Origin of the sequence: Streptomyces sp. NPDC016845 (genome assembly GCF_044332585.1) — a bacterium.
In the GTDB taxonomy this organism is placed as follows: Bacteria; Actinomycetota; Actinomycetes; order Streptomycetales; family Streptomycetaceae; genus Streptomyces.
Window position 1 is genome coordinate 1 of the sequence record NZ_JBIRPI010000044.1, and the last position, 17532, is coordinate 17532.

The following is a 17532-nucleotide window of genomic DNA, read 5'->3' on the forward strand; positions in this document are numbered from 1 at the left end:
CTCGCTATGACGTGGGCAAAACGACCAGACGACCCGAGAGCATCGCTGAACGTAATCAACTCAAAGCTCACAAACCATAAAAAACAAGCTGAGGCCCGGGCCCGTCCCCTGTGCCGGTCCGGTCTGCGCTCTCCTGCACTCGGGTGACCGCCGCCTTTGCGGCCGACGTACTCCTGTCGGCGCTTCGCCGTGCGCCCCCACATGGTCCCCGCCCGGAGGGGGTCCCTGCCGTTACCCCTCACGCGTGTGAATGTTTTGCCGCAGGCCGCAGCTGGTTCCGTAGATCTCAGCGGGGTGCGAACACCCCCGCTGATACGTCCCCACGGCACGTCCGTCACCCCCGGCCGCTCTTCAGCGACCGTCGCACGTGCCCTCCGATCGAAAGGACCTCGGTGACTTCTGCCGCGTCCCCTTCCTCCTCCACCCGGCAAGGCCCTCCGACCGGCGCTTCGCCCGAGCATGAGGGCAGCGCGCCCGTCCCCGCCGGGAAGGTCAAGCTGCCGCCGGTGGTCTGGCTGCTGGGTGCCATCACCTTCATCATGGGCACCAGCGAGATGATCGTCACCGGCCTGCTGCCGCAGCTCTCCGGCGCCCTTGGCGTGAGCGTGTCCAGCGCCGGGATGCTGATCACCGTCTTCGCCGTCGGCATGATGATCGGCGCGCCCGTGATGTCCCTGGCCACTCTGCGCCTGCCGCGCCGCAATGCACTGATCACCGCACTGCTCGTCTTCGCCGCAGGCCACGTCCTCGGCGCCCTGAGCTCCAGCCTGGGGCCGGCCCTGGTGGGCCGGTTCGCCGCGGCGCTGGGCAACGGCACCTTCTGGGCCGTGGGCGCGGTGATCGCGACCGCCGCCGCCGGCCCGGCCGCCAGCACCCGCGCCATGGGCGTCATGGTCGGCGGAACCACCCTCGCCAACGTCGTCGGCGTGCCGCTTGGCACCGCCGCCGGCCAGCTGTCCGGCTGGCAGGCACCCTTCTGGGTGCTCGCCGCCCTCGCCGTGGCCGCCGCCGTGATCGTCCGCCAGCTGCCCGCCGACCGCGGCGGCGCCGACAGCACCCTGCGCGCCGAGACGGCCTCGCTCAAGCACCCGCGCCTGTGGCTGGTCTACCTGGCCATCGCGCTCATTCAGGGCGGCATCATGGCCGCCTACAGCTACGTTGCCCCGCTGCTGACCGACCGCGCCGGCCTCGCCGAGGCAGCGGTACCGCTGTCCATGCTCGGCTTCGGCGCCGGTGCGCTGGTCGGCACCACGCTCGGCGGACGCCGCGGTGACAGCAAGCCCTATGGCACCCTCATCCCCGCCACCGCGGCCACCGCGGCCGTCCTGGCCGCGATCACCCTGTGGGCGACCAACAGCGTCGTGGCCGTGGTCCTGGTCGTGCTGCTCGGCGCTGCCGGTTTCGCGACCAACCCGGTCGTGGTCGGTGAGGTGGTCGGCGTCGCCGGAGCCGGCCGGGCCCTGCCCATGGCGCTGGCCACGTCCGCGTTCCAGGTCGGCATCGCCCTCGGCTCCTGGATCGGCGGCGCCGCCCTTACCTCCGCCCTGGACCTGCAGGGGCCGCCGCTGACTGGCATGGTCCTCGCGCTGCTGGCGCTGGTGCCGCTCGGCCTGCTGGCCGCTTCACGACGCAAGACGGGGTCAGTTCCGCAGCACTGACCCGGGGGAGCCGTCTTGGCTCTCCCAGTGCGAGTTGTACTGGTCAGGGGCGCGGTGCGGGGTTGGGTCTGCCGGTCCAGTACAGGGCGGTGTCGACTTGATCGTGCTGAAAGTCCTCTCCTGGAGGGCCTCATCGAGAAGGACGTCGGCAAAGACCGAGCCTTCCAGGAAGCGGGCAAGCCGTGCGTCCCCGGCCTCGAGCACTCCGAGGTCGCGATCACGCTGCGCTCTCCGCGCTGATGCAGACCGGGCCCGGGGAGCAGCCATTGGCGCTGCTGCTCGCCGAGTTCGGGGTCACCGGCTGCCGTCCATCGTGGTTGCCGTGACCGGCATCCCGGCCATGGACCAAGCGCTTCAGCAGGAGGCCCTGGCCGAGCTGCGCCAGGGGATGATCTGGTACCTCCTCGAGGTCGCCGTGCAGATGCTGGACGGCTGGGCCAGGGCCGCAGGCGACGACGTGGCGGCCACCGGCGAGCTGGCCCGTCGGCTGGTGCACGTCATCTTGTCGTTCACCACGGACGGAGCCGACCCCGACGCGTTGTGTGCCTTCTTCGCGGGGCGTCGGGTGCCGTACGCCGCCATGGTTGGGCGCGGAGTACGGCACCCTCCAGCGGCTCCGGCCGGTGAGCGAATCGGTCCTTGTGTTGATCGCTGACCGTCGCATGGATGATCGTCGCCCGCGGTCAGTACGCGTACAGCGTGGCCAGGCGGGGCAGTCGGCGGGCGAGTTCAGCACTGTTGTCGAAGTCGAAGTTCCAAGCCGCATCGAGTTCGGGGTACTGCGCGATGGATACGGTGTCGGCAATCTCGTGTCCGGTGGCGGCCAGATGGGCATTCCACGCGATGCTGAGGGCGCCTTCGCATTCGAGCTCGTAGCCCTCGGGCGCGGCGTCGCGGACAGTGGGGTAGTCCGCCAGCGCGTCAGGGTCGTCCAGACCCTGCGCCCGGCCGTGCCGCGCGATGCCGCAGGCCGCCACGGTCTCGACGTTCATCGGGTGCCGTGCTGGGAGTGTCAGCGTGAGCGGACGCGTTCCAGGAGTGTATCGACGCTGTCGACTCCTTCGTACTGCCGGAAGGCCGGGGCGGGTTCGTGCACCAGGGCGGTGCTGCGCGGGGCGCCGATCTTGTTGGCGAGGGTGAGGGACTGGGCGGCGGCTTCGGCGGCCTGGTCGGGCTCGTCGGCCTTGAGGAGGCTGCCGGCCTCGTAGGTGAGGAAGACGGCTTTGGTCTTGGCGCGGGCCCGGGGGAGCAGGGCCATGCCTTCGTCGATCAGTTCCCGGGCACGTTCGGGGTGGCCGAGGTCGAGCTGGCACTGCCCGGCATCCACCAGGAGGTCGGCGGGCGACATCCACGAGCACCAGGCGCCACCGACTGCGTCCGCTACCTCACCGGCCACCTCGAGCAACTCCGTTACGACCGGGCGCTCCAGCACGGCTGGCCGATCGCGACCGGCGCGATCGAGGGAGCATGCAGGCACATCATCGGTGACCGGTTAGCAATCACGGGAGCGCGCTGGGGACTTGCCGGTGCCGAAGCCGTCCTGACGTTCCGCACGTTGATCGACAACGGCGACTTCGACGCCTTCTGGATCTATCGCCGCGGCCGCGAGCACCAACGCCTCTACCCCGACGCCAGCCCCTACGACGGACTGCGACCGCCGAGGCCAAGGGCAGCAAGGGCGGGCGCCGCCCTGCGACGGCGGCCGCGAAGACCGACGATGTACGCACGGCGTACCTGGAAGGGTGCTCCATCGCCACCCTCGCCCGCGATCACCGGGTCAGCCGCGGCGCGATCCGCACGTCCGTCGCCGACCTCCCGCCCGACCACGCCGCGAGCGAGGAGGGGGACGCGCCCGCCCGCCCCGGAGCTGCCGGTCTCCCTCGACATGCCGGGCAAGGTCGCCGACTACCTCCGCACCACCGAGCTGGAGCTCGCCGAGCGCGCCGCGCTCGACCAGGGGAGGACCTTACGGTGCGGCCAGGGCTACACCTTGCGCGTGACCGCCGCCCCGCAGTGCACCACCAGTTCCTCGCCCGCTGCCAGCCGCTCGACGGCGCCTCGGGCGTCCCTGCGCTGCCGGCTCAGGGCAAGGCCCGCCGCGAGTACGAGAACCGGGTCAGCGCACTCACGCCCTGCCCATGATGGTTCTCACCAATAGTCGCTGTACTGATGTGCCCCGAGGTCGTAGATGCCCGTGGGTTCAACGCAACTGAAGCTTGTTTAGCGGGAACTCGGGGGCCGGTCCGTGTGCGTCGGCTGGGGGTATCCGTGGGTTCGGTGAGAACGTGGGGGTGGGCTGCGTGGTTGCGCAGACTATGCCTGGGCGGTGGGGCGAACCACGATGTCGCCTACATCGACACCGTCCGGCTGCTCGATGGCGAAGGCGATGGCGCGCGCCACCGCGTCCGGAGAGAGAGCGATCTCCATCATCTTGTCGATCTGGGTTTTCACCGCCGGATCCATGCGCTCCGCGAAGTCCGTGCGGACGGCACCGGGTGAGACGACGGTCACGCGCAGGCTGTCGCCGGCCTCCTGGCGCAGTCCCTCGGAGATGGTGCGCACGGCGTTCTTCGTGCCGGCGTACACCGACTGGAGCGGCACGATGCGCAGTCCGGCGGTGGACACGGTGTTGACGAAGTGCCCGAAGCCCTGCTCCCGGAAGACGGGAAGGGCCGCGGCGATCCCGTACAGGACCCCTTTGAGGTTGACGTCGATCATCTCCTCCCAGTCCTCGACGCGCAGGTCATCCAGACGGGAGATCAAGCCGATCCCGGCATTGCTGACGAGGACGTCGAGCTTGCCGTATCGATCGCGCGCCAGCTCGACGAGGCCGGAGAGGTCCTCGCGTCGCGTCACGTCCGTGCGGGCCCAAGCGGCTTCACCGCCGGCCTCTTCGATGCGGGCGGCCAGAGCCTCAAGACGCTCCGGACGGCGTGCCCCTAGGACAATCTTCGCACCGCGCTCGGCGAGCAGAAGCGCGGTCGCCTCGCCGATGCCGCTGCTGGCGCCCGTGATCGCCACGACTTTGCCCTCGGTTCCCGACATGATGAACAGTCCTTCCAGCGGAGGAGTGGTGGCGGCCGTGCCTTACAGTGAAAGTGGAGGCTCCGCCACTTCGGTCACATTAAGTGGCGCCGCCTCCACTTAGCAAATGGAGACAAAGGGAGAGCCGCTGATGGCCCGGGATGCAGGACGCCCGCTGAGGGCTGACGCACAACGGAACCGGGAGAAGATCCTGGCCGCCGCGGTGCACGTGTTCACCGAGGAGGGACTGGATGCGCACTTCGAGCGCATCGCCAGAGAAGCGGGCGTGGGAACCGGCACCCTCTACCGCAACTTCCCGACCCGGGAAGCCCTGATCGAGGCGGCGTACCGCAACGAAGTGGCCCGGCTGTGCGACGCCGTCCCCGGCCTCCTTGCGGCGATGTCACCCCCTGAGGCGCTGCGAGCCTGGACCCGCCGTTTCATCGACTACGCCACCGCCAAACTCGGCATGGCCGACGCCCTGCGAGCCGTCGTCAACTTGGGAACCAATCCCCACGCCGAGAGTCACGAGATGATTCAGACCGCCCTCTCCTCCCTCATGGACGCCAATAGCGCTGCCGGAACGATCCGGCCCGACATCAGCCCGACCGACATGTTCGCCGCCCTCGCTGGCATCGCCCTCACCTCGGCCAAGCCCGAGCAGCGAGAGCAGGCCGAACGCCTTCTCGACCTCATCCTGGACGGACTGAAACCCGCGCCGCCGCGGCCCCCCGAAAACTGACGGCAGAAGCCCGGACATCATCGAAGCTGCTGTTCAGCGGCTTGTTCCAGTAGTGCTCGCGCGGAGTCCGAGTAGCGCATCGCTGTCTTCTCATCGAGCCCGAACACCTCGGCGAGGTGGAGCGGATCGGGCCCGTGGGTCAGGGCCTCTGCGAGCTGCCGGTCGACGCGGAGCCGGTCCAAGGTCGATCGACACCTGGTGGTGGGGCAAGGGCACGCTCGTCGCCGTGTACGGGGGCGAGGCCGTGGGGCTCGATGCCCCGCAACGCGTTGAAGCGCACATCTACGAGGGCCTCGACGAGTGGGGTCTTCACGGCGGCTGACACGCAGGCACGAGCCTGAGCATCTACTTGGCCAGTCGGGCCAACCAACCCGCTCAGTCACACCCGCGCGCGGCCGTGCGGGGCGGGCGGGAGGGTGAGCGTGCAGTACGACCAGATGGTCAAGTACGCCACCGCGCTCCGGCTGGGGACGGCCGAGGCCGAACAGGTGCTGCGGCGCTTCACCCGCGGTGGCCCCGAGCACCCCACCTATCAGGCCCTCGGAGAACTGGGCCGCGCCGTGCGCACGATCTTCGCCTGCGACTATCTCGCCAGCCCCGACCTGCGCCGCGAGATCCACGGCGGGCTCCAGGTCGTGGAGAACTGGAACAGCGCGAACACCGTGCTCCACTACGGCAAGGACGGTGCCCTGACCGGCCCGGACAAGGAGCACGCCGAGACGTGGATGCTCGCGCTGCACCTGCTCCAGTCCGCGCTCGTACACGTCAACACCCTGCTGCTCCAGCAGGTCCTGGCCGAGCCGAAGTGGGTCAAGAAGCTGAGCGCCGAGGACCGGCGCGGGCTGACCGCACTGTTCTGGTCGAACGTGAATCCGTACGGCACGTTCCGGCTCGACATGGACAAGCGGCTCGACCTCGCGTCGGCAGCCGTACCGCGTCCCCGTATCCCGGCCAACGCCGCCCGCGTAGAGACTCCGCCCGCGCGACGCCTTGTGAGCGGCCATCGAGCCGGTGAGGACGATGACACCACCGTCCGCCAGCAGCGGCAGCGCCTTCTGGACGGTCATGATCGTGCCGGTGATGTTGACGTCGAAGACCGTCCTGATGACGTCCTCGGTGATGGTTCCCAGCGGTGCGGTCGCGATCGCCGCCGCGTTGACGACCAGCACGTCCAGCTGGCCGCTGCGCCGCTCCACCTGCGCGAAGAGCCGGTCGAGCTCGTCGGCCGAGCGCGAGTCGGCCCGCACCCCGATGACATCACCCGGTATGTCCGCGGCCGCCGCCGTCACGGCGACCTTGTCCCGTCCCGTGATGTAGACAGTGCCGCCCCCTTCGGCGATCTTCCGCGCGGTGACATGCCCGATACCGGCACTTCCACCCGTCACGACCGCGACCTTGTTGTGAAATGCGTTGCTCATGGAACTTGTCGTCCGTTCATCTGGGTAGCCGTCCTTCGGAACGTCGTGCAAGACGTCCCGGAAAAGTCCTGAGGAACAACAGGCGGTACGAGCCTGCGCCTTGTGCTGACACCGGTGCCAGAAGCCTGCTGACACTGGTACTGGCAGCACCAGGCCGACGTCTCCCGGCTCTGGCACAGTGGACCTGTGCCGACAACCATGAACCGGACCGAACTACGGGATTTCCTGCGCTCACGACGCGCGCGGGTCTCACCCGAGGACGTCGGCATACCCGCGACAGTCCGTCGGCGCACCCCCGGACTGCGCCGCGAGGAGGTCGCCCAGCTGGCCGGTGTCGGCATCACCTGGTACACGTGGCTGGAGCAGGGGCGGCCGATCAACGTCAGCTCCCAGGTGCTCGACGCGGTGGCCCGCACGCTGTTTCTGAGCGCCGCCGAGCGTGACCACCTCTACCGTCTGGCCGAGGTCCCCCAGCCTCCGGCCATCAGCGATCCGCCGATCGAGCTCCCCGGCCACCTCGACAGCGTCCTGGGAGCCCTGGACCCGTTGCCCGCCATGCTGGTCGACGCTCGCACCGACGTGCTGCGCTGGAACCGCGCATACGCGGCCCTGCACCCCGCTCTGGTCAGTGCTCCGCCCGGCAAGCGCAACACCCTCTGGCAGCTCTTCGCGGCACCGGAGGGGCAACCCCGCGTCGTCAACCGCGACGAGCAGGCGCCCGAGGCCGTGGCAGGGTTCCGCTATCGCTACAGCCAGAACGCGGGCGACCCGCGATGGCAGGACTTCGTCGCCCGCCTGTGCACCGCCAGTCCGCTGTTCTCTCGGCTCTGGGCCACGCACGACGTCGCTCCACCGCACCTGTGCGACAAGCGCTACGACATCACGGGGATCGGCGAAGTGAGCCTGCGTGCGACCGGCATGGAACTGACCGACCACCCCGGTGTCCGCCTCGTCGTCCAGACCCCCACCGACAGACGCAGCCGCGAGAACATCGACCGTCTGCTACGCCGGGCGACGCACCTGTGACGAATGAGAGTTGCGCAAGCTGAAGTTGCTGGTCACCTGCCAGCGACCAGCACGAGCATCCCGATGCTCACGCACACCAGCGCCGTGACCAGCAATTTCAGCTTGCACAACTCTCACTCGTGCTGTGGATGTACGTAACCCATCCGATGGCCGGGTGGCCGGGTCTGGCTCTTGAGGCCAACGCCAACGTCAACGCCTGCACCGCTTCGAATGACAGTCATTCGAAGCGGTGCAGGCGGAGTTCCACGCTCGGCGTAGGCCGTGTCGTTGGGCTCCCGGAGATGTTCCGGGAGTCCCTGGCCGGCCGGTCGGCGGCCGGTGTGTGGTGGCCGTCGGTCTTGCGTGCTTAGCGTGCGGCGGTGCCGAAGGTGGTGCCGGCGGCGGGCAGGCCGTTGGTGCCGGGCTGGTAGGTGGTCACTGTTCCGCTGGTGCCGCCGGGGATGACGTTGCTGATCGGCAGGGCGTGCAGCGCGCCGTAGGCGGCGGGGCCGTAGGGCATGCCGGCGTAGAGGCGGGTGCCGGTGAAGTGGATGCTTTCGCCGAGGCGGTGGTTGGCCTTGGGGGTGCCGGGGATGCCGTCGCCGTCGCCGGCCTCGATCCACAGGTCGTTGTCGCCGGCCGCGCCGATCATGCCGAAGACGTGGATGGCGCCGGAGGCGGTTTCGGTGCCGATGGCCTCGCCGGGGGTGCCGACGGCGACGAGCAGGGTGGCGGCGGTGGCGGCCTGGCGCGGGGCGGTGTTGACGGCGGTCAGGCTTTCGCCCATCCGGTCGCCGGTCTCGGAGGTGCCGCTGACGGTGTCGTCGGCCTCGCCCTGGCGCAGTTCGCGCAGGTAGCTCCAGGTCTTGTCGGCGTTGATGCGGACCAGGACGACGCGTCCGGCCTGGGCGTGGTCCTTGCCGCCGGAGGTGGTGGTCTCGCCGGGTGAGCCGATGGCGAGGATAGAGGTGTTGGCGGTGGCGGTGGCGGTGGTGCGGTAGGAGGTGATGGCCAGGGCGGCGCCGAATTCGTCGTCCTTCTCGGCGGCGCCGACGATGGCGCTGTTGTCCTGATCCATGCCGCCGATGCTGGTGGGGCGGCCGTCGGCGTCCAGGGTGTGGCTGAAGAGGGCGATGGTGCCGGAGTCGGTGGCGGTGTCGACCGCTTCGCCGGGGGCGCCGATGGCGAAGTAGTTCTCGTCACCGGTGACGGCGGCGCCGAACTTGTCCCCGGCCTCGACCGCGCCGGGCACGCCTGTGGGCAGGTCCTGGTGGAGGGTGCGGCTGGTGTCGTCGTAGACGTAGAAGGCCATGCCGCCCTCCTTCTCGGTGCCGACGGACTCGCCGGGGACGCCGATCAGGATCCAGGGGCGGCCGGTGGCGGTGGTGCCTGCGGCGAGGGACTGGCCCATGTGGTCGCCGGCCTCGGAGGCCGAGGAGAGGATGGCGCCGGTGCCCGCGCCCTGCTCGAGGTGTTTGGCCTTGACGGTGCCGGTGCCCAGACCGCCGGGTGCGCCGTAGAGGATGTCGGCCATGCCCGCGTCCGCGGCGCCGCCGAGGTCCTCGCCGGGGGTGGTGACGACCAGGTCGCTGTAGCCGTCCTGGTTGTAGTCGACGGTGTCGATGGCGGTGGCGAAGCCGTCGCCTGCCTCGGCGCCGCCGGACACCCAGTCCAGGTCCTGGTCGATCTGGGCGGTGCCCTTGCCGCCGCCGTACACGATCCGTACGAGGCCGGCGCCCGCGTCGCCGCCGACGTTCGCCTTGGCGTCGGCGATGGCGATGTCCTCGACGCCGTCGCCGTTGAAGTCGGTGACGGCCGGGGTGTCCGCCGTGGTGTCGATCCACGACTTCAGGTCGTCGACACGCACCCCGATGGCGTCGGTGCGGGTCTCGGCCTCGTCGGTGCCGAAGCAGCCGCCCTGCCAGGAGCGGGAGTTGATGCCGACCAGTTCGAGGGTGCTCCCGTTGGTGGCGAGCTGGGGGCCGCCGGTGTCACCGGCGCACAGCGTGGCCCCGTCCTTACCCGCAAGCGGCAGGTCGCTGGTGCTGGTGGCGCCGACGGTGAAGGCACCGGTGTGCAGCTTCAGCGGCGACCACTCGGTCTTGGTCCGCCCGTAGCCGGCCGCGGTCACCGTGGTGCCGGCGGCCGGTGCCTGCGCGGCGATGGGAGCAGGAGTGATGCCGGTGACCGGCGCGTCCAGGCGTGCCAGCGTCACATCACGGTCGGTGCGCGGCACCAGCTGGGTCACTGCGCGGACCTGACCCGCGGTGGTGCTCAGGTCGCTGCGGCCGATGGTGGCCTTGGTCGGCTTGGCCGGGGCACCGGCGGCGGGCTTGCCGTCGGCGGAGAAGCAGGTGGCGGAGGTGAGCAGCCACTGCGCGTCGACCAGGACACCGGAGCAGGTGCGCTCGCCGTCTCCGATATCCAGGCGAGCAGTGGCAGCGTGCGTGGCGTTGGCCGTAGGGTCCCCGGTGATGGCGAATGTGGTGCTCGCGGACAGCACAAGAAGGCCTGTGCTCAGGGCACCAGTCAGCGCAAGGAGGCGCTGCGTGCTGTGGTGGGTGCGTTGCATTGTCTGTGTTCCTCGTTCGGGTGGCGGTCAGGCGGCTGAGACGCGCAGCACAGGAGCTGGTGGGACGGGCCTGTATCTCTTTTGGAGACATGTCATGTGGGGGAGGTCGGCCCCGAAGGGCAGGCAGTACGCCCTTGGCGTGGCGTCCTGCCCCTGCTGACCTGGGTGGTCGGAGTGCGGAGGCCGCGTCCTGGCTTCGTTTGAGCTCGGCTGTCCGGCTGCGGCGCGGGACAGGCAGCTCCACAGGCCCTGCTTCAAGCGCTGCTTCCCGCAGGCAATGCGTCGGCCGCTTGCTGAGGTGCGGTGCTGCGTCGAGCGGGTGCGAGGTCAGACGACGCGTAGCTCGATGAGCATCGTTCGTTCGCCGGAGGCGCCGGACTCGCCGTAGCCGGTGAAGTTGTTGGCGGGAGCGTTGATGACGGTTGTGGTGCCGTCGTCCTCGCGCACGGTGGTCTTCACGGGATAGGCCTCGGTCCAGATGCCGTGAGCCTTGGGAAGCTCGAGGGTGAGGAACGCCGGCCTTGTGGTGACGTCGAAGCAGTGGTCCGCGGACCCGACCTCGTTGCTCATGATCCAGATGTCGTTGGTGCCGTCGCAGGCAACCTTCACGATGTGGCCGTCACCGCGCTTGAGGAGGACTCCCGTCTCCTCGAAGATGCGGGCCGCACCCGGGTAGTTGAAGTCTTCGGCGAGAGTGGGCATTTCGGCGTCGGACGTCGCCGAGGGCGTCGTTGCGCTGCCGTTATCGGCGTGGGCCACGCCGAATGTTGCCGCGGAAGCTGTAAGCACCGAAAGCAGAACACCTAGCAGAGCTTTACGTGCACGAGTCATCACTGCGATGGACCCCTCAAGGGAATGGGAAAAGAAAGGCGATAACTTAGAAAGGGAATCGCCCTGAATAGTCTGCCTTGCGCTTCGAGAGCGTGCGGCGCATTTGATCGTACACACCTTACTCACATTTTGCTTACCTCTTGCGCGCTCAAGATCCACTCTCTGTCGACTGGGTGGGGTGCTTTATGTCTTCGTTAAGCATGCAGAGTAGGTGTTAAGTGATCAAAGTGCACACAAGGTGTATTTCCCTCTATGGGTAGATGATCTGTAATTGCAGCCCTGACCTGCGCTTATGTGTCGCTTAGTTGCAGTAGGCCGGTGATTTGGTGTCCGTTTTCTTTCATCCTGCGGGCGGAGGATATCTGTGTATGATCAAGCGGCCTCAGTGGCGTGTGGCGCGCAGGGGGTGTTTTTCCAATAGGGGATGCATGGCGGTCTTGATCGTGCATTTTTGCCCATGCCGCATGCCGTCCACGCGCAAATCTTTGCTGGGGTTTTCGTCAATAGTGAGGGAGTCGCCGGGTGAGACGGCATAGACCTTCCCGAAATGGTGGTTCGGGACTACTCAGACGCTTTTCACGTCCTCGATGGGCTGTGCGGATGCTGCTCTCCGCAGGCTTGCTGTCGGGACTTTTGGGATCGCCTACGGCGGTGGCGGCGGAGCCGGTGCCGCTGCCATCGGACATACGAGCCGAGATCGTCGAATATTGGGAGACGGGCGGGGCCGGTCTGAAGGAGGCCGCCGAGCAAGCGCTGCTGGGCGGCGATGACGACATCCGCACGTTCCTCGACGAAGCAGAGGCCATCCAGCACCTGGACAACCGTGTGGAGACGGCACGGCTGGCAATGACCGGCGGCTCCACCGTGCGGGAGGCAGCCAAGGAGGCGCTGCTGAAGTCGCCGGACGAGTTGGAGTCCTTCCTTCTCGACGGATTCGAGGAGCCACTGGACCTGGACAACAGGGTCGAGATCGGCCGCCTGGTCACCCTGGGCGGCCAGGCCATGCAGGAAACGGGTAAGGAAGCGCTCCTGGGCACCGCCGAGGACCGCGAGATCTTCCTGAACAAGGATCAGTACACCGCGCGGCAGTTGGACGATCGTGTCGAGGTCGCCCGTCTGGCCACCGTCGGCGGGCCCAACGTGAAGGCGGCCGCCAAGATCGCGCTGCGGGGCACGCCTGACGACATGGTGGAGTTCCTGGAGGTCGGGCAGTTCACGGCCCGCAACCGGGACCAGGAGCATGCGTCGATCGAGGACCTGATCAAGCAGGCCAAGGCGGCCGGCAAGCAGGCCGACGATGCTCGCAAGACCGCAGAAGAGTCGTCCAAGAAGGCGATCGAGGCCGCCGCGCTGGCCAAGGAAGCCGCATTGCAGGCGGCCGAGGAAACCGCAGCCGCCAAGGACGACTCCAAGAGGGCCGCGGTCAAGGCCGCGCAGGCCGCAGACGCAGCCCGGGGTGCGGCCGAGGCCGCCCAGGAGGCCATCGGCTCGGCGAACGCCGCCAACCGTGCCGCGCATCGCGCCGCGCTTGCCGCCGCGCAGACCGCCGCAGCTGCCGCTGCCGCGGCGGATTCGGCGAACAACGCCTACAAGGCGGCCATCGCCGCTTCGGCGAACAAGGACGAAGCCGAGAACGCCAAGGAGGCCGCCAAGAAGGCGCGCGCCGCGGCGGACGCCGCCGACGAATCGGCTGTCGCGGCCGGCCACGCCGGCGAGGCCTCGGCAGCCGCCGGAAGGGCGGCCGCGGCGGCCAAGGCTGCTACCGGCAACGCGCGAGCTGCGGCCACCGCCGCGGAGCAAGCAAACGCATACGCGGACGCTGCGGGCGTGCACTCCAGCGAGGCGCGCCAGGCGGCCGTAGAAGCACGGCGCCACGCCAACGCCGCCGACGCCGCAGCCGATCGTTCCGCGGCCTTGGCCAACCGTGCTGCCATTGCCGCCTATGGTGCCCGCGACGCCGCCACTTCGGCGGCCAAGCATGCAAGAAAGGCCGCGACCTACGCGGACGAAGCCGCCGAACAGGCCGGGAACGCGGCCACCTACGCCGCCACGGCAAAGAAGAACGCCGAAGCGGCCAAGGGCGCTGCCGACACCGCGAACGACGCCGTGGCCCAGGCCAAGACCATCTTCGCGCTCGCCCGTGAGACCGAGGAGGCTGATCTCACCACCCGCACCGAGTCCGCGATCGAGCTCGCCCGCTCGGTGAAGACCGCCACCGAAGTCGGCATCTCGGCCTCCGCAGCGACACAGGCCGAGGCGCGCTCTTTGAACGACACCGCGACCGTGCTGGCCCAGGAAGCCGACCGGCCCGACGTCGACATCCAGGCCACTGCCGTCAAGGGCCGTCAGCTCGCCATGCAGGCCATGAAGCTGCTGGGCCCCTGGCACCAGGAAGCCGCCGCCCGCGCACTCTCCGGTACCGACCAGGACGTCCTGGACTACCTGCGCACCCGGTGGAAGGAGGCCAACCAAAGTGACATCCGGCAACGCGTTGTCAACCTGAGCTCCCAGAGCCCCTACGCCTCCGTACGTAGCGCTGCCAGCGAAGCCCTGAACGGGTCCCCCGAGCAGATCGAGGCCTTCTACGCCTCCGGGCAGTACGAGGCCGGCTTCACCGATATGCGGGTCGACGTCGCCCGCCTCGCCGAAACGGGCGGATCCGGCGTCAGCGAGGCCGCCAAAGCCGCCCTCCTCGGCAGCGGCAAAACTTACGCGACGTTCCTGAACGTCGGCCAGTACGGCGAACGCCTCATGGACGAGCGGGTCACTACCGCCCGCCTCGCCGAAACGGGCGGCCCCGAAGTCCAGGCAGCCGCGAAGATCGCCCTCGCCGGGCCGCCCCAGCTCATTCACGATTTCGTCTCCACCGGCCAGTACATGGCCCAGCGCAAGGACGACCTCGCCTCCCACCACGTCCACCAGGTCGAACGTCTCCTCGCCGAAGGCGGCCTGATCGCGGCCAAGGCAACCGAGAATGCGTGGCGTGCCGCCGAAGCCGCAGCCAAGGCGGAACAGGCATCCGACCAAGCGACCGCGGCTGCCGAAGAGGCGCAGAAGTCCAAGGAAGACGCCGAGAGATACGCGGCCGACGCCGACACCTCCGCAGACGCCGCCGAAGACAGCGCCGCTGATGCGGCCTCCTCCGCCGCCACGGCACGCAACGCCGCAGACCGGGCCGCGCAGGACGCCAGTGCAGCGGAAAGCTCCGCCTACCAAGCCGAATGGTCGGCCTCCTACGCCCGCAACTCAGCGCGAGAGGCCGACCAGTCCGCCGCCGAAGCCAAAGCGTCGGCCGTAGCCGCCGGCAAAAGCGCCAAGGAGGCGGAGGCCGAAGCCTCGGCTGCCTGGAAGAGGACGCGCGAACTCGCCGACCAGGAAATGGAAAGGCTGCTCGAGCAGGCGGAGGAAGAGCGCAAGGCACAGGAAGAGGACGCACCCAAGACTCGTTGCGCGAGTCTGCTCCCACTGGGCGGTTCCGGGCTTCCGGGGCCCCTGGCCAACGCTCTCACCAGATGGACGACCGTCTGTGACAACGGGGCCATCGACAAGACCCTGGAAGTACTCAAGGATCCCCACACGTACAAGACGCTCGCGTGGGAACTGTCGGGACTCGCCGACATCCAGGCATGTATTGAGGACCCCACGGCTCTCGGCTGCGTCATGGCCGTCGCGGGCGTCCTTCCCTCAGGCAAGTACAAGCTCGTCACCAAGATCGACGACGCTCTGGAGTGGCTGAAGGCCAGCCGTGATACCCGACGTGCAGTCGCCTGCCTGACCGGAGCCGCTCACAGCTTCCCAGCCGGCACCGGGGTCCTCATGGCCGACGGCACGTCCCGGCCGATCGAACAGCTCGAAGTCGGCGACCTCGTGAGGGCCACGAATCCCGCCACCGGCGAATCCGGCCCCCGGCGCGTCACCCGGACTATTCACACTCCGGACGACCGGAACTTCACCGACGTCACCCTTGCCGACGGTTCCACCCTCACCTCCACCAGTCACCACCCCTTCTGGTCCGAGAACGACCGGGCATGGAAGAACGCGGACACGCTCAGGGCCGGAGACACCCTGCGCACCCCGCGAAACACCACGGCCACCATCACCGGAACTCATGTCTGGCAAGGCCTGCAGGACGCTTACGACCTCACCGTCGAAGACCTGCACACCTACTACGTCTCCACCGGCACCACCAATGTCCTCGTCCACAACACCGATGCCTCCTGCCCACTGTGGGTGCTGAACGCCCGGAAAGCCCTACCAAAAGAATCGTCGTTCACATCGGGATATGTCTTCACGGCTGACGGAAAGAAGCTGTGGCAGACGCCCGTGACAAGTGGCCGAACTCCCCAGACAGAGGAAATTAGCCGATACCTTCAAGGGTCTCCGGATTTTCCCTACATACCAGGGTATTCGCCTCTCGCTCACCATGCGGAAGTGAAGACGGCTTGGGAGATGCGAAGCAAGGGGGAAGTCGGTGACGCGTTGCACATTGTCATCAACAAAAACTACCTTTGCCCCAAGGCCACCGACGCGGTGCAAGTAGGTTGCAAGCAATCCGTTCCCGCCATCCTTTTTGAGGACCAAGTTCTTTGCGTCTGGCTCCCAGGCGCAAAGAAGGCGCAGGCCCTCACTGGTAAGGTGAAGAGACCCGGTTCGACCTGGACTCCCCCCGTTGGTGACAGGTGCAAAGTGTAATCGGCCTTGAAACGGAGGCAAAGCTTGTGATTGTTGCAGGAGGAACGCATGCTGGTGCGTTCTATGCGCGATCAGACTCGGAAATTGCTGATCTCGTCAATCACATCATGAACGACTTGGTCCAAGGTGGCAGGACTTCTGACGGGTTCGAAACCTTGCCCGAGTACGCCACCGTGTGCATCGTCGAGGGTAAATACCCGGAGGAGACGGATGAAAGGTGGCCAAGTAACTACTTGCACGTCTCGGTAAACACTGAGAACGGCTTCGGCGCCCTGCGATGGTTCACGAGCAAGGTTCCAGAGGGGGCAGGCGAGGACCACATCTCCCGATTCGTCTGGGCCTCGCTGAATCCTGATCCACCCTCCTTCGACCCCCGGTTGATCCTGGATCCGCCAACGCCCCTGTACTACCCGCGCGAAGCGGCCATTCCGGTCCCGCGAGTGCGTGCAGCCCTAGAAGAATTCTGCACAGCGAAAACCGGGGCGCGACCGGAATCAATTCCGTGGATGCTGGACCAGACCGCACTGTAGCGTGCCCTGTGATTCCGGGGTCAGGCTGCTGACGTCAATCGCATGGGCAGGTGAGTAGGAGTATCGCAAGCTCCCCATGTGCCTGGCGTACGAAGCGGTTCGGCTGCTGCTGCCGTGCCCCCAGTGCTGGGGGCACGGCAGTGCCTGGCCGACTCCACCAGCGCATCCTCCGCGCCCTCCCCTATGCTCGCGGAGCCCTTGTGCCGCAGGCCGAGTCTGCCGTCGGCCCGTCGGCAGACTCGGCCCGGCGCAACCGCCCGCGACTCCGCCGGACTTCACCGGACGCGCCTCCCACATCGACGAGCCAACCCGCGGGCTTGCGTCCTTTTCGCTGGCGACCGGGGACACTGCACGCGACGCCGCCCGAGTACGCCCACGGCTGCCCCGGCGGCCTCGGTGGCCGGTGAGCACAGGGTGGGGGAGTAGCGGCACCGGTCTGCCGCGCCTGGGTTGCACGCACGTCGCTGAGCACCTGCCTGCCGCCGTTTGTCAGCGCGGCGCGGCGCAAACAGTCTCGGGTGCCAGCCGCGCCACCGTGGCTCGCGGCCCGCTCGTCAGGTCGCTTCGGGCACCAGGCGGCATCCGGTCATGACCGGAACGCGCGTGCGCTGAGTTCAACGTCGAAACGCGCACGTGATTCCCCGGCCAGTCAGAGGACGAAGCGCGACCCTTCTACGGCTGATGACGGCGGGCACGGTCGCCGCCCACATGATTCCTCAACGTGGTTGCGATCCTTCTTGGGTTGATGGCGACTGCTCGAAGAGGAGTAGTCAAGAGTTGTGGGTGAACTGAGTTCAGTTCAGTTCTTGCAGGGCGGTCGAGGACGGTCCTGGCGGTGTTACGGATCCGCTTGGTCCGGCCGGACTCGGCGAGGACCTCGATGGCCTCGATGTTCGTCCCGGCGGCGGTCTTGAGCTGGAGCCAGTTGGACGTCGCGAGCAGGTCGTCCGGCTGCCAGGGCAGCTTGAGCGTGACGGCGCGGAACAGGGACACGACTCCCGTAGGCGCTGCGCCAGGAACGGATGGCCGGTCGTGGCCCCCGCCATCGCCCACGCCCATT

The 17532-nt window shown here is 68.1% G+C and carries 12 protein-coding genes and 3 pseudogenes; 8 read left to right on the forward strand and 7 right to left on the reverse strand.

Annotation, left to right across the window (positions count from 1 at the left end; genetic code table 11):
• The first annotated feature begins 392 nt into the window (after positions 1-392).
• A complete protein-coding gene (locus ACH4RC_RS41000; RefSeq protein ID WP_398209892.1) occupies positions 393-1658 on the forward strand; it encodes an MFS transporter in 1266 nt (421 codons plus the stop codon).
• Positions 1659-1980: 322 nt separating this feature from the next.
• A complete protein-coding gene (locus tag ACH4RC_RS41005) occupies positions 1981-2313 on the forward strand; it encodes a hypothetical protein (RefSeq protein ID WP_398209893.1) in 333 nt (110 codons plus the stop codon).
• Between the two features lie 28 nt (positions 2314-2341).
• Here the strand turns inward: ACH4RC_RS41005 and ACH4RC_RS41010 are convergent, their stop codons facing one another.
• Together ACH4RC_RS41010 and ACH4RC_RS41015 are read right to left on the reverse strand one after the other, a co-directional pair.
• Complete coding sequence (locus tag ACH4RC_RS41010; protein WP_398209895.1) at positions 2342-2650, reverse strand: hypothetical protein; 309 nt, start codon at positions 2648-2650, stop codon at positions 2342-2344.
• Positions 2651-2670: 20 nt separating this feature from the next.
• Positions 2671-3006, reverse strand: a complete 336-nt coding sequence (locus ACH4RC_RS41015) for a hypothetical protein (protein WP_398209922.1) — start codon at positions 3004-3006, stop codon at positions 2671-2673.
• Positions 3007-3024: 18 nt separating this feature from the next.
• On the opposite strand from ACH4RC_RS41015, the pseudogene ACH4RC_RS41020 reads away from it, so the two are divergent.
• Positions 3025-3303: pseudogene (locus ACH4RC_RS41020) on the forward strand (ISKra4 family transposase); the annotation flags it as partial.
• A gap of 668 nt (positions 3304-3971) precedes the next feature.
• Here the strand turns inward: ACH4RC_RS41020 and ACH4RC_RS41025 are convergent.
• A complete protein-coding gene (locus ACH4RC_RS41025; protein WP_398209897.1) occupies positions 3972-4703 on the reverse strand; it encodes an SDR family oxidoreductase in 732 nt (243 codons plus the stop codon).
• A gap of 130 nt (positions 4704-4833) precedes the next feature.
• Between ACH4RC_RS41025 and ACH4RC_RS41030 the strand changes: the two genes are divergently transcribed.
• Together ACH4RC_RS41030 and ACH4RC_RS41035 are read left to right on the forward strand one after the other, a co-directional pair.
• A complete protein-coding gene (locus tag ACH4RC_RS41030; protein WP_398209920.1) occupies positions 4834-5424 on the forward strand; it encodes a TetR/AcrR family transcriptional regulator in 591 nt (196 codons plus the stop codon).
• Positions 5425-5861: 437 nt separating this feature from the next.
• Positions 5862-6251, forward strand: a pseudogene (locus ACH4RC_RS41035) (Tn3 family transposase); the annotation flags it as partial.
• A gap of 189 nt (positions 6252-6440) precedes the next feature.
• On the opposite strand, the pseudogene ACH4RC_RS41040 reads toward ACH4RC_RS41035, so the two are convergent.
• Positions 6441-6842, reverse strand: a pseudogene (locus tag ACH4RC_RS41040) (SDR family NAD(P)-dependent oxidoreductase); the annotation flags it as partial.
• A 186-nt stretch (positions 6843-7028) separates the two neighbouring features.
• Between ACH4RC_RS41040 and ACH4RC_RS41045 the strand changes: the two are divergent.
• Positions 7029-7868, forward strand: coding sequence for a helix-turn-helix transcriptional regulator (locus tag ACH4RC_RS41045; protein WP_398209899.1), 840 nt, complete (start codon positions 7029-7031; stop codon positions 7866-7868).
• Between the two features lie 346 nt (positions 7869-8214).
• Here ACH4RC_RS41045 and ACH4RC_RS41050 read toward each other — a convergent pair whose 3' ends face one another.
• Complete coding sequence (locus ACH4RC_RS41050; RefSeq protein WP_398209900.1) at positions 8215-10419, reverse strand: trypsin-like serine protease; 2205 nt, start codon at positions 10417-10419, stop codon at positions 8215-8217.
• Positions 10420-10746: 327 nt separating this feature from the next.
• Positions 10747-11121: a hypothetical protein gene (locus tag ACH4RC_RS41055; protein WP_398209902.1), complete on the reverse strand. Its 375-nt coding sequence runs from the start codon at positions 11119-11121 to the stop codon at positions 10747-10749.
• 729 nt (positions 11122-11850) lie between these two features.
• On the opposite strand from ACH4RC_RS41055, the gene ACH4RC_RS41060 reads away from it, so the two are divergent.
• The gene (locus tag ACH4RC_RS41060; RefSeq protein WP_398209904.1) at positions 11851-15942 is read left to right on the forward strand and encodes a polymorphic toxin-type HINT domain-containing protein; all 4092 of its coding nucleotides are present in this window, start codon (positions 11851-11853) and stop codon (positions 15940-15942) included.
• The gene (locus ACH4RC_RS41065) at positions 15930-16472 is read left to right on the forward strand and encodes an Imm1 family immunity protein (protein ID WP_398209906.1); all 543 of its coding nucleotides are present in this window, start codon (positions 15930-15932) and stop codon (positions 16470-16472) included. Before ACH4RC_RS41060 ends, ACH4RC_RS41065 begins: the two co-directional genes overlap by 13 nt.
• A gap of 672 nt (positions 16473-17144) precedes the next feature.
• Here the strand turns inward: ACH4RC_RS41065 and ACH4RC_RS41070 are convergent.
• The gene (locus ACH4RC_RS41070) at positions 17145-17465 is read right to left on the reverse strand and encodes a hypothetical protein (RefSeq protein WP_398209907.1); all 321 of its coding nucleotides are present in this window, start codon (positions 17463-17465) and stop codon (positions 17145-17147) included.
• Positions 17466-17532 lie beyond the last annotated feature (67 nt).